General features: G+C 71.4%; 7 protein-coding genes. 2 read left to right on the top strand and 5 right to left on the bottom strand.

What is annotated here, in order from left to right; translation table 11 throughout:
* Positions 1 to 133: 133 nt before the first annotated feature.
* Positions 134 to 1,972: a glycoside hydrolase family 3 protein gene (locus tag HY68_RS16515; RefSeq protein WP_041989486.1), complete on the top strand. Its 1,839-nt coding sequence runs from the start codon at positions 134 to 136 to the stop codon at positions 1,970 to 1,972.
* Positions 1,973 to 2,044: 72 nt separating this feature from the next.
* On the opposite strand, the gene HY68_RS16510 is transcribed toward HY68_RS16515, so the two are convergent.
* The 5 genes from HY68_RS16510 to HY68_RS16490 all read right to left on the bottom strand — a co-directional run bounded on the left by HY68_RS16510 (position 2,045) and on the right by HY68_RS16490 (position 11,685).
* On the bottom strand, positions 2,045 to 3,496 hold the full coding sequence (locus HY68_RS16510) for a S28 family serine protease (protein ID WP_041989483.1): 1,452 nt from the start codon (positions 3,494 to 3,496) through the stop codon (positions 2,045 to 2,047).
* Between the two features lie 88 nt (positions 3,497 to 3,584).
* Positions 3,585 to 7,319 (bottom strand): ABC transporter ATP-binding protein, encoded by a 3,735-nt coding sequence (locus HY68_RS16505; RefSeq protein WP_041996269.1) that lies wholly within the window; start codon positions 7,317 to 7,319, stop codon positions 3,585 to 3,587.
* A 213-nt stretch (positions 7,320 to 7,532) separates the two neighbouring features.
* A complete protein-coding gene (locus HY68_RS16500; protein WP_041989480.1) occupies positions 7,533 to 9,233 on the bottom strand; it encodes a thiamine pyrophosphate-binding protein in 1,701 nt (566 codons plus the stop codon).
* Complete coding sequence (gene speB, locus HY68_RS16495; protein ID WP_041989477.1) at positions 9,230 to 10,213, bottom strand: agmatinase; 984 nt, start codon at positions 10,211 to 10,213, stop codon at positions 9,230 to 9,232. The genes HY68_RS16500 and speB overlap by 4 nt, the downstream gene beginning before the upstream one ends.
* A complete protein-coding gene (locus HY68_RS16490) occupies positions 10,210 to 11,685 on the bottom strand; it encodes a sodium:solute symporter (RefSeq protein WP_041989474.1) in 1,476 nt (491 codons plus the stop codon). The genes speB and HY68_RS16490 overlap by 4 nt, the downstream gene beginning before the upstream one ends.
* 111 nt (positions 11,686 to 11,796) lie before the next feature.
* Between HY68_RS16490 and HY68_RS45190 the strand changes: the two genes are divergently transcribed.
* A partial coding sequence (locus tag HY68_RS45190; RefSeq protein WP_241778595.1) for a PucR family transcriptional regulator ligand-binding domain-containing protein occupies positions 11,797 to 12,659 on the top strand: 863 nt, incomplete at its 3' end.

Below are 12,659 nucleotides of genomic sequence, written 5' to 3'. Positions count from 1 at the left end.
GGCGCTGTCGTGGCGGGCCCCGCGCGTCCTCCTTTCAGCCGCGCACCCCTTGACTGGTAGTTACTTTCTGGATAACGGTGAACCCCTGAAAGTTTCCTTCACCCCTCACAGCGCACGGCCGGAAGGAGCACCTGTGCACGACCGGAACATCTCCAGACGCACCCTCCTCAGCTCAACCGCCGTAGCGGCGGCAGCCGTTGCCTCGACTGCCGCCGTCACCACGACCGCCACGGCGGCGGTGCCGGGGCGGCGGGACAGTGCGCGTGCGCGCGCCCGTCTCCGCCGCGTCATCGCCCGGATGAGCCTGGAGGAGAAGGTCGGGCAGCTCTTCGTCATGCGGGTGTACGGGCACTCGGCGACCGCTCCCGACCAGGCGGACATCGACGCCAATCTCACCGAGATCGGCGTCCGCACGGCGGCCGAGCTGATCGAGAAGTACGACGTCGGCGGGATCATCTACTTCGCCTGGGCGCACAACACCCGCGACCCGCACCAGATCGCCGCGCTCTCCAACGGCATCCAGAAGGCCGGTCTCGCCAAGGAGACCCCCGTACCGCTGCTGGTGGCCACCGACCAGGAGCACGGCATCGTCTGCCGCATCGGCAAGCCCGCGACGCTGCTGCCGGGCGCGATGGCGTACGGGGCCGGGCGCTCGCACGACGACGCCCGTACGGCGGGCCGGATCGCCGGTGCCGAGCTGGCGGCGATGGGCGTCCGGCAGGACTACGCGCCGGACGCCGACGTGAACGTCAATCCGGCCAACCCGGTCATCGGCGTACGCTCCTTCGGCGCGGACCCGCAGGCCGTCGCCGGCCTGGTCGCCGCGCAGGTCAGCGGGTACCAGAGCGCCGGGATCGCCTCCACGGTCAAGCACTTCCCGGGGCACGGCGACACGAAGGACGACAGTCACTTCGCCATCCCGACCATCAACCACACCGTCGAGCAGTGGACGGAGATCGACGCCCCGCCGTTCAAGGCCGCGATCGACGCCGGCATCACGGCGATCATGACGGCGCACATCATCGTCCCCGCCCTCGACCCGAGCGGTGACCCGGCGACGCTCTCGCACCCCATCGTGACCGGCGTGCTGCGCGAGCAGCTCGGCTACGACGGTGTCGTGATCACCGACGCGCTCGACATGGCCGGCGTACGGGAGAAATACGGCGACGACCGGGTGCCGGTCCTCGCCGTCAAGGCCGGCATCGACCAGCTGCTGAACCCGCCGGACTTCCCGCTCGCCTACAACTCCGTGCTGGCGGCGGTCAAGAGCGGTGAGATCAGCGAGGAGCGCGTCGAGGAGTCCGTCCTGCGCATCTTCGAACTCAAGGACCGGCTGGGCCTGTTCGACGATCCGTACGTCGCGGAGCGGGAGGTGGACCGGGTCGTCGGCACCCGCGCGCATCTGGCGGCGGCCGACCGGATCGCCGAGCGGACCACCACGCTGCTCGTCAACAAGGACGGGCTGCTGCCGCTGAGCCGCCGCAAACAGCGCGAAGTGCTCGTCGTCGGCGCCGATCCGGCCTCGCCCTCGCTCTCGGACGGACCGCCCACCAAGGTCGTCGCGGGCGCCCTGACCGAGCTGGGCTTCGACGCCACCGCCCTGTCCACCGGTACGGCCCCGACGGCGGCGCAGATCGACGCGGCGGTCGCCGCGGCCGAGGGCAAGGACGTGGTGGTCGTCGCCACCTATAACGTCTCGGCGACCAGCTCGCAGCGCACGCTGGTCAGTTCACTGATCGCGACCGGCGTACCGGTGGTCACGCTCTCCATCCGCAATCCGTACGACATCGCCCAACTGCCGGACGTACGCGCCTCGGTCGCCGCCTACGCCTGGACCGACGTCGAACTCCGGGCGGCGGCGCGGGTGATCGCGGGCAAGGCGCGCCCGCGCGGACGGCTGCCCGTCCCCGTACAGCGCGCCGACGACCCGGCGCGGGAGCTGTATCCCATCGGGTACGGGCTCGGTTACTAAACCCGTCCGGCCTGGACCCCGGCATGGCTGAGGGCGGGAGAGGATTCCTCTCCCGCCCTCAGCACCGGCGAGTTACGGCCTCAGCGCCGGCTCCCGCTCGATGTTCCGTGCGTCGAGCTTCGCGTCGAAGCGCGCCAGCGGCTTCGCCTTCGCCTCGTCCTGCTGGACGGCGGCCGGTGCGACGCCCGCCCAGTCGAGGATCCTGGCCGTGGCCTTCGCCTTCTGGTCGGCGACCAGACCCGCCACGTTCGCACCGTGGTTGGCACCCGGCGCCGTGAACACGTAGCTGTCACGCGCCCCGTGGCCGACCCGGAAGCGCTCGGAGCCCCACGGGTCGTTCTGCCCGTACACGAACAGCATGTGGTCCGCGTGGTGCCGGACCCAGTTGTCGACGTCCGGCATCACCCGCGGGTCGAACTTCATCGGGATGTCGCGCGGCACGAAGTTGCGCGGCGGCTGGTAGCCGTAGCGGCTCAGGTTGCCCAGGTACGACTGCTTGATGTCGGGCGAGCCGAGCTGGGTGCCCGCCTGGTAGTAGTACGGCGTGTACTGCTCAAGACCCTGGTCCGTGTAGGCGGAGAAGCCGGAGATCTGGTCGACGATGTCGTAGATCTCCTGGTCGGACGCGGTGGCGGCCGGGATCTCCGCGCAGTCGGACACCAGGCTGTACTGCCAGAACGCCCAGACGAAGTCGAGGACGACCGCCTCGTACGCCTTGTCGAGGGTGCCGACGGTGGTGAACGTGGCGCCGTTGGCCTCCGCCCACTCCTTGTACAGCTTCTCCAGCGGCGCCCGCCGGATCAGCGCCTCGCGCTGCACCGCGTCGAGCTTGTCGCGGCACTCCTTGGTGCCGACCTGGGTGAAGAACCGGTCGTACGCCGAATCCTCCTTGTTCACCACGTCGTTGGGCGCGACGTACGCGACGACACCGTCCATGTCACGCGGGTAGTAGCGCTCGTAGTACGTGGCGGTCATCCCGCCCTTCGAGCCGCCCGTGGCCAGCCAGTTGGCCCGGTAGATCTTCTTCAGCGCGCTGAAGATCCGGTGCTGGTCACTGGCCGCCTGCCAGATGTCCAGCTTGGACCAGTCGGCGGGCTGCGGCCGGGACGGGGTGAAGTAGCGGTACTCCAGCGAGACCTGGTTGCCGTCCACGATCTGCGTCGGCTCGCTGCGGCTCGCGTTGGTGGAGACGTTGTAGCCGCCGGTGAAGAAGACCGTCGGCCGGCTGGTGTCCTTGTGCAGCAGCGTCAGCCGCTGCTGGAAGGTGCCCTTGGACGGGTGGCGGTGGTCGATCGGCTGGGTGTAGTTGAGGACGAAGAAGCGGTAACCGGCGTACGGCTTCTCCTGGATCAGGCTCATCCCCGGGATGGCGAGGATACGGTCCTTGATGTCCTGGGAGGCCGTGGCGGCCCCGGCGGTCTGGTGGGCCGCACTGTCACGTTCGGCGGCGGTGGCCGCACCGGCTGTGCTCGCCGCGCCTATGAGCAGCACGAGGGACAACAGCCATCTCAGCGCCTTGCGCATTCACACTCCCTGTGTTCATGTCAGACGCCGCGAACCTAACCCGTCCCCGACCCGCACCGCCAGACCCCCACCCGCACCGCGGGGGCCCTCACACCACGGCGGGCTCGCCCTCGCCCACGAATCCCTCGCCGATGAAACTCGCCCACAGCCGCGCGTACCGCCCGTCCAGCGCCAGCAGTTCGCTGTGGGTGCCGTCCTCCACGACCCGGCCGTGGTCCATCACGACCACCCGGTCGGCGCGCGCCGCCGTGGTCAGCCGGTGGGCGACCACCAGCGTCGTACGGCGTCCGCTGAGCCGGTCGGTCGCCTGGTTGACCAGGGCCTCGCTCGCGAGGTCCAGCGCCGCCGTCGCCTCGTCGAGCAACAGGATGTCCGGGTCGACGAGTTCGGCGCGGGCCAGCGCCATGAGCTGCCGCTGGCCCGCCGACAGGTTGCGGCCGCGCTCGGCGACCTCGTGCAGATACCCGCCGTCCAGCGTCGCGATCATCTCGTGCGCGCCGACGGCGCGGGCCGCCGCCTCGACCTCGGCGTCGGTCGCCTCGGGCCGCCCGTACGCGATGGCGTCACGGACCGTACCGGCGAACAGGTACGCCTCCTGCGGCACGACGCCGAGCCGGTGGCGGTAGGCCGTCAGGTCCAGGTCGCGCAGGTCGACGCCGTCGGCCGTGACCCGGCCGCCCGTCGGATCGTAGAACCGGGCGACCATCTTGACCAGCGTCGACTTGCCGGCGCCCGTCTCGCCGACGAAGGCGACGGTCTGGCCCGCCGGGATCCGCAGATCGACCCCGCGCAGCGCCGCCTCCTCCTTGCCCACGCTCTCGCTCGTGTACGTGAAGTCGACGTCCTCGAAGGCGATCTCGCCGCGCAGCGAGGTGACCACCACCGGCTTCCCCGCGGCGACCGTCGAGGTGGGCTCCTGGAGCAGTTCCTGGATCCGGCCCAGCGAGACCGTCGCCTGCTGGTAGCCGTCGAAGACCTGCGACAGCTGCTGCACCGGCGCGAAGAACAGGTCGATGTAGAGCAGGTAGGCGACCAGCGCGCCGGTGGTCAGCGTGCCCGCCTCGACCCGCCCGGCGCCGACGATCATCACGGCGGCGGCGGCCACCGACGACAGCAGCTGGACGAAGGGGAAGTAGACCGAGATCAGGAACTGGCCCCGGACCCGGGCCTCGCGGTAGTGCTCGCTGCGGGCCGTGAACCGCGCGTCGCCGTCCCTCTCGCGCCGGAACGCCTGCACGACGCGCAGTCCAGAGACCATCTCCTGAAGGTCGGCGTTGACGACGCTGATGCGCTCACGCGCCAGCTGGTACGCCTTGACGCTCTTGCGGCGGAAGAAGAAAGTACCGGCGAACATCACGGGCAGGGTCGCGAAGACCACCAGCGCCAGCTGGATGTCGATGACCATCAGCACCGCGAGGATGCCGAAGAAGGTGACGACGGAGACGAAGGCGGTGACGAGTCCGGTCTGCAGGAACGTGGACAGCGCGTCCACGTCCGTGGTGATCCGGGTCATGATCCGGCCGGTCAGCTCGCGCTCGTAGTAGTCGAGGCCGAGCCGCTGGAGCTGCGCGAAGATCTTCAACCGCAGTGCGTACAGCACGCGTTCGCCGGTGCGGCCGGTCTTGCGGGTCTCGCCGATCTGCGCGGCCCACTGGACGGCGACCACGAGCAGACCGAGCGCGGAGGCCGCCCACACCGCGCCGAGCGCCAGCTTGTTCACGCCCTCGTCGATGCCGTGCCGGATCAGGATAGGCAGCAGCAGGCTCATCCCCGCGTCCACGGCGACGAGCGACAGGCTCACCAGCAGCGGCAGCCCGAAGCCGCGCAGCAGCCGGCGCAGACCGTACGACTCCTCGGCGGCGACCGCGCGTGCCTCGTCCACCTCGGGGATGTCCGCGGCCGGCGGCAACGCCTCGACCTGGGCGAGCAGTTCGGGTGTCGCGCCGGGCGCGGCCGAGTCCGGGTGCGGGGTCTCGTCGCGCTCCCACAGCGCCGACGTGATGCCGCGCTCGGCGTCGAACTCGGCGTCCAGCTCCTCCCGTACGGTGTGCTCGTCCGCCAGTGCCGCCTCGGCGAGCGCCTCCGCGTCGGGGAGCGCCACATGGCCCGGCGAGACCTCGCCCAGCTCCTCGGGGTCGGTCAACAGCCGCCGGTAGAGGGCCGAGTCGCGCTGCAGCTCCTCGTGCGTGCCGATGGCGGCGAGCCTGCCCGCCTCCAGGACGGCGATCCGGTCGGCGAGGTTGAGCGTGGAGCGGCGGTGGGCGATGAGCAGCGTCGTCCGCCCGGCCATCACCCCGCGCAGCGCCTCGTGGATCTCGTGCTCCACCCGGGCGTCGACCGCCGACGTGGCGTCGTCGAGGAGCAGCAGCCGCGGGTCGGAGATGATCGCGCGGGCCAGCGCGACGCGCTGGCGCTGGCCGCCGGAGAGGGTCAGCCCCTGTTCGCCGACCTTGGTGTCGTAGCCGTCGGGCAGCGCGCTGATGAAGCCGTGGGCCTGGGCGGCGCGGGTGGCGGCGTAGATCTCCTCGTCCGTGGCGTCCGGCTTGCCCTGGGCGATGTTGGAGCGGACGGTGTCGGAGAACAGGAAGCTGTCCTCGGGCACGAGCCCGATCGCGCCGCGCAGCGAGTCGTACGTCAGCTCGCGCACGTCGTGGCCGCCGACGAGGACGGCGCCGTGCGTCACGTCGTAGAAGCGCGGTACGAGCAGCGAGATGGTGGACTTGCCGCTGCCCGACGAGCCGACGACGGCCACGGTCTCGCCGGCCCGCATCTCCAGGGAGAAGCCGTCGAGTACCGGCCGGCCTTCCTCGTACGCGAAGGACACGTCGTCGAACTCGACGGACGTCTCGGCGTCGGCGGGCAGTTCCTTCGTGCCCTCGGTCATGGTCGGTTCGGTGTCGATGAGTTCGAGGACCCGCTCGACGCCCGCCCTGGCCTGCTGCCCGATGGTCAGCACGACGGCGAGGCTCCTGACCGGGCCGACGAGCTGGGAGAGATACGTGGAGAAGGCGACGAAGGTGCCGAGGCTGATGTGGCCACGGGTGGCGAGCCAGCCGCCGAGGGCCAGCATCGCGACCTGGCCGAGGGCGGGTACGGCCTGGAGCGCGGGCGTGTAGCGGGCGTTGAGCCGGATGGCGCGCAGCCGCCCGGCGAACAGCCGTCCGCCGACCGCGCGGAGCTTGCCGGTCTCCTGGTCCTCCTGGCCGAAGCCCTTGACGACGCGCACCCCGGTGACCGCGCCTTCGACGACCCCCGCGACGGCGGCGGCCTGCGACTGGGCGTACCAGGTGGCGGGGTGCAGCTTGGTGCGGCTGCGGCGGGCGATGACGTAGATGGCGGGGGCGACGGCCAGCGCGATCAGCGTCAGCGGCAGCGAGAGCCACGCCATGATCACCAGCGAGACCACGAAGAGGAGGAGGTTGCCGATCGTCATCGGCAGCATGAAGAGCAGGCCCTGGATGAGCTGCAGGTCACTCGTGGCGCGCCCGATGACCTGGCCGGTGGAGAGCTTGTCCTGGCGCCGCCCGTCGAGCCGGGTGATGGTGCGGTAGATCTCGGTCCGCAGATCGTGCTGGACGTCGAGGGCGACCCGGCCGCCGTGGTAGCGGCGGAGGTACGTCATGAAGTAGACGACGACCGCCGAGGCGATCAACAGGGAGGTCCAGACGGCGAGGGAGCGGGTGCCCGAGCCGATCACGTCGTCGATGACGATCTTGGTGATCAGCGGGATGAAGGCGGTGACGGCCATGGCGACGAGCGAGGCGCCGAGGGAGATCAGCACCTTGGTGCGGTAGCGCCAGGCGTATCCGGCGAGCCGCCGCACCCAGCTCTGCGCGGGGGCCTCACGGTCGCCCGCCCCGCCCTGCGCCGCGCCCCCCGCCCGGCCTTCCCCCGCCGTCGGTTCCTCCGCCGCTGTCCTGTCCTCCGCCTGTCCTGCCGCCACCGATGCCGCCTCCCGCTGTGCTGTTCTGCCGGAAGGCTCCAACGTAGGCGACCTCGCGTTTCATCCCGCCGTAATAAATACGGGCCCTTGGTCCTAGGACCCTTCGGGGAGGTGCGAGGGCGCGAACATCTTGAGCAGGGCCGGGAGCACGACCACCGAGGGACCCGGCGTCGCGAGGGCCTTCGCCAGGTCGTCGCGGAGCGCGTCGATGCTGGTACGGGTCGCCGGGACGCCGAAGGACTCGGCCAGCGCGACGAAGTCGGGGCGGGCCAGTTCGGTGCCCGTCGTCTCGCCGTACGCGTCCGTCATGTACTCGCGCAGGATGCCGTACCCGCCGTCGTCCACAATCAGCCAGGTGACTGACAGGTCGTACTGGCGTGCGGTGGCCAGTTCGGCGATGGAGTACATCGCGCCGCCGTCCCCCGACACCGCCAGCACCGGCTTCGTACGGTCGGCGACAGCGGCGCCGAGCGCGGCCGGGAAGCCGTAGCCGAGGCCGCCCGCTCCCTGTCCCGAGTGCATCGGGCCCGGCCAGGCCGACCAGGCCCAGTACGCCAGGATCGTCATGTCCCAGAAGCTCGGCGAGGTCATGGGCAGCGCGTCACGCACGGAGGCGAGGATCCGCTGCTCCACGCTCAGGTCCTGTGCGGCGAGCCGCGCCCGTACCCGCTCCAGAACGGTACGGACCGACGCCGTGGCCGCCGCCGACGCGGCCTGGAGGTCGGTGCGCTCGGGCACCGAGTCCAGCAGGGCCGCGAGGGCGGTCCTGGCGTCCGCGTGGATGCCGAGCGCCGGGTGGTTGGACTCCAGCTTGCCGAGGTCGGCCTCGATGTGGATCACCCGGCCGCGCGGCCGGAACGTGTGGTAGTTCGAGGTCAGTTCGCCGAGCCCGGAGCCGACCACCAGCAGCACGTCGGCGTCTTCGAGGAAGTCGGTGGTGTGCCGGTCCTCCAGCCAGGACTGGAGCGACAGCGGGTGCTCCCAGGGGAAGGCGCCCTTGCCGCCGCAGGTGGTGACGACCGGCGCAGCCAGCTTCTCGGCGAGCGCGCGGAGCTTGCCCGCCGCGTCGGCCCGTACGACCCCGCCGCCCGCGATGATCGCGGGGCGGGCCGCCTGCGACAGCAGATGCGCGGCGACGGCGGTCAGCTCGGGGCGGGGGTCGAGGTCGCGCGGGGTGGCGTCCATCGCGGAGACCACCGGGAGCGTCGTCTCCGCGAGCAGCACGTCCTGCGGGATCTCCACCCAGACCGGGCCGTGCGGGGCGGTCAGCGCCGACTCCCAGGCGGCGGCGATCGCCGAGGGGATCTGCGAGGCGGTGCGCACGGTGTGCACGGACTTCACGATGTCGCGGAACGACGCCTGCTGGTCGCGCAGCTCGTGCAGATAGCCGTGCCGGCCGCCGCCGAGCCCGGCCGACGGCACCTGGCTGGAGATGGCCAGGACGGGCGCCGAGGCCGCCGCCGCCTCCTGGAGCGCGGCGAGCGAGGTCAGCGCGCCGGGCCCGGTGGACAGCATCAGCGGGGCGACCTCGCCGGTGACCCGGCCGTACGCGTCGGCGGCGAAGCCCGCGTTGTTCTCGACGCGCAGCCCGATGTACGCCAGGTCGGAGCGGCGCAGCGCGTCGAACATGCCGAGCGCGTGCTGGCCCGGCAGCCCGAAGACGGTGGTGGCGCCGAGGCCGTACAGCGACTCGACGACGAGGTCGCCGCCGGTGCGCCCGGCGGGCGGCGCGAGGGCCGCCGCCGTCTGCTCGGGGGTCAGCCGGACCGGTTCGTCGTGGTGGTCGTGTGTCACTGCGCAGCAGCCTCCAAAGCCTTCGCGTCCGCAATCTGCCGGGACATGATCGTCGTCAGCTCGTACGCGGTGTGCGATGCGGCCACGGACGTGATCTCCGCATGATCGTACGCGGGGGCCACCTCGACCACGTCGGCCGAGACCAGCCGGCAGGAGGCCAGACCACGGATGATCTCCAGCAGTTCGCGCGAGGTGAGACCGCCCGCCTCGGGCGTTCCGGTGCCCGGCGCGTGGGCCGGGTCCAGTACGTCGATGTCGACGGAGATGTACAGCGGCCGCTCGCCGATGCGCTGGCGCAACTGGTCGGTGACTTCGGCCACACCGCGCCGCATGACGTCGGCCGATGTGACGATGCCGAAGCCCATCTTCGCGTCGTCGTCCAGATCGCTCTTGCCGTAGAGCGGTCCGCGCGTGCCGACGTGGGACAGCGCCTCGGTATCGAGGATGCCCTCCTCGACGGCCCGGCGGAACGGGGTGCCGTGGGTGTAGGCGGCGCCGAAGTAGGTGTCCCAGGTGTCCAGATGGGCGTCGAAGTGGAGCAGCGCGACCGGGCCGTGCTTCTTGGCGACGGACCGCAGGAGCGGCAGCGCGACGGTGTGGTCGCCGCCGAGCGTCATCAGCCGGGCGCCGGTGGCGAGCAGCGCGTCGGCTGCGCCCTCGATGGTCTCGACGGCCTCACCGATGTCGAACGGGTTCGCCGCGATGTCGCCGGCGTCGGCGACCTGCGCGAGTGCGAACGGCGAAGCGTCCTGCGCCGGGTTGTAGGGGCGCAGCAGCCGGGACGCCTCGCGGATCGCGTTGCCGCCGAAGCGGGCGCCCGGCCGGTAGGAAACGCCCGCGTCGAAGGGGACGCCGACGACGGCGACATCGGCGCTGCCGACCTCGTCCAGCCTGGGCAGCCGGGCGAAGGTGGCGGGTCCCGCGTAGCGGGGGACGCGGGAGGAGTCGACGGGGCCTCGCGGCTGCGCGGTGGCGCTCATGCGTGCTGCCTGCTTTCTTCGGTTTTCGGGTGTTCCGGCGCCGGGTCGGGACGGCCGGCCAGGCGCTCGCGCCAGGCGGCCAGTACGGCGGGGTCGGTGGGCTTCGTCGCCAGGCTGACGGCGACGTAGGAGACGAGCGAGGAGAGCAGCCCGTAGTAGATCGGCTCGTTGGCGAGGACGCCGTAGCCCGCCATCAGCGCGACGACCACCACGCCGCCCACACTCACCCCGGCCAGCGCGCCGTTGACGTTGCCGCGCCGCCAGAGCAGGCCGCCGAGGATCGGTACGAGCAGCCCGCCGACGAGGAGGTTGTAGGCGACGGTCAGCGCCTGGACGACGTCGTTGAGCGCGATGGCGACGGCGATCACGCCGACGCCCATGAGCAGGATGAAGGCGCGGTTGCCCCTGACCTCGTCGCGGTCGCTCCCGTCCTCGTCGCGGACCCTCCCCCGCAGCCGGGACCAGATGTCGTTGTTGGCGACGGTGGCACAGGCGATCAGCGCGCCCGACGACGTCGACATGACGGCGGCGAGCGCGGCGGCCAGCACCAGACCCCTTACGCCCACCGGCAGTTCGTCCTTGACGATGGTCGCGAACGCGTCGTCCGCGCTGCCCAGGTTCGGGTACAGCACCTTGGCGGCGGTCCCGATGACCGCGCCGGCCAGCGCGTACACCAGGCAGTACGTCCCGGCGACGGTGCCGCCCCAGCGGGCGACCTTGTCGCCGCGCGCGGTGAACACCCGCTGCCAGATGTCCTGTCCGATGAGCATGCCGAAGGTGTAGATCAGCACATAGGTGAAGATCGTCTCGCCGCCGATCCCGAACGGTGAGAAGTACGTGTGCGGCAGCCGGTCCTTCATTTCGGCGAAACCGCCCGCCTTGGCCACGGCGATCGGCAGCAGGAGCAGCAGCACGCCGAGCGTCTTGACGACGAACTGCACCATGTCGGTGAGGGTGATCGACCACATGCCGCCGAGCGTCGAGTACGCGACGACGATCGCACCGCCGAGGATGATCGCGACGGTCCTGTTCATGTCGAACAGCACGTCGAAGATCGTGGCGTACGCGATGGTCGAGGTGACGGCGAGCATCAGCGTGTAGGCCCACATCACGACGCCGGAGATCAGTCCGGCCCGGCCGCCGTAGCGCAGGTCGAGCATCTCGGAGACGGTGTAGACCCGGAGCCGGGCGATGCGCGCGGAGAAGAAGATCGACAGCGCCAGGATGCCGAGGCCGATGGTGAAGACCATCCAGGCGCCCGACAGGCCGTGCGTGTAGCCGAGGCCGACACCGCCGATGGTGGAGGCGCCGCCGAGGACGATGGCCGACATCGTGCCGGAGTACATCCACGGGCCGAGCCTGCGGCCCGCCACCAGGAACTCGCTCTTGGACTTGGCGCGGCGCATGCCCCACCAGCCCATGGCGAGCATGCCGAGGAGATAGACCACGATCACCGCGTAGTCGACACCCATGGTTGTCCTCCGTCTCGTCGGCTGCCTTGCGAGAAGACGCTAGGTGGCCACCGGCAAACGAAGAAGTGTACGTTTCCTCTGTTCTCACCGCCGCAGCTGGATGGATCATCCATGCCGGACCCCACAGCGTCCCCGCCCACCCCGCCGATCCCGCTGAGCGCGATGCTCGCGGACCGGACACTGGACCTGAGGCTGGTGGCGGGCCCGTCGGCCGCCGCCGGCGTCGACGTCGACGTACCGGTGCACTGGGTGCACACGTCGGAGATGGCCGACCCGTACCCGTATCTCCTCGGCGGTGAGCTGCTGCTGACCGCGGGCGTGCAGCTCACCGGCGCGAACGCCGACCGCTATGTGGCGCGGGTCGTCGAGGCGGGCGCCGCGGCGCTCGGCTTCGGGGTGACACCGGTGTACGACACGGTGCCGCCCTTCCTGGTCGAGGCGTGCGAGCGGCATGCGCTGCCGCTGCTGGAAGTACCGCCGCACACCCCGTTCACCTCGGTGGCGCGCGGGGTGTGGCGGCTGATGGCGGAGGCGCGCCACCGCGAACTGCGCCGGGTGACCGAGGCCCAGCAGGGCCTGGCGGCCGCCGCCGCGCGCCCCGACCCGGTACCGGCCGTCCTGCGCCAGCTCGCGGTACGGCTCGACGGCAGCGCCGTCCTGTTCGCGCCGGACGGCACGGAGCTGCACGCGACGGGCAGGGCCCAGTCGCCGGCGGCGCGCGAGGCGCTGCGCCGCCTGGCGACGGTGGTGACCCCGCAGACCACCGCGCCCTCCGCCCCCACCTCGGCGACGGACACCGCGGACAGCACCCACCTCACGGCGTACGCCCTGGGTGACAGCGAGGGGCCCGTCCTCGGCATCGCGGCGGCGCGGCGCGACCCCGGCGACCACACCGTCGCGGGGGTCGCCGTCGTCCTGCTGTCGCTGCTGACCGCCCCCCACCAGGGCGCGGCCGAAGCCGGCCGCTCGGCGGT

This window comes from Streptomyces sp. AcH 505, assembly GCF_000818175.1.
Taxonomy (GTDB): Bacteria; Actinomycetota; Actinomycetes; order Streptomycetales; family Streptomycetaceae; genus Streptomyces.
This window is presented reverse-complemented; position numbering and strand designations above follow the sequence as displayed.

Coding starts and splice junctions, on each gene's coding strand:
- speB (WP_041989477.1), bottom strand. CDS start 10,213: ATGAGCGCCACCGCGCAGCCGCGAGGCCCCGTCGACTCCTCCCGCGTC.
- HY68_RS16490 (WP_041989474.1), bottom strand. CDS start 11,685: ATGGGTGTCGACTACGCGGTGATCGTGGTCTATCTCCTCGGCATGCTC.
- HY68_RS16510 (WP_041989483.1), bottom strand. CDS start 3,496: ATGCGCAAGGCGCTGAGATGGCTGTTGTCCCTCGTGCTGCTCATAGGC.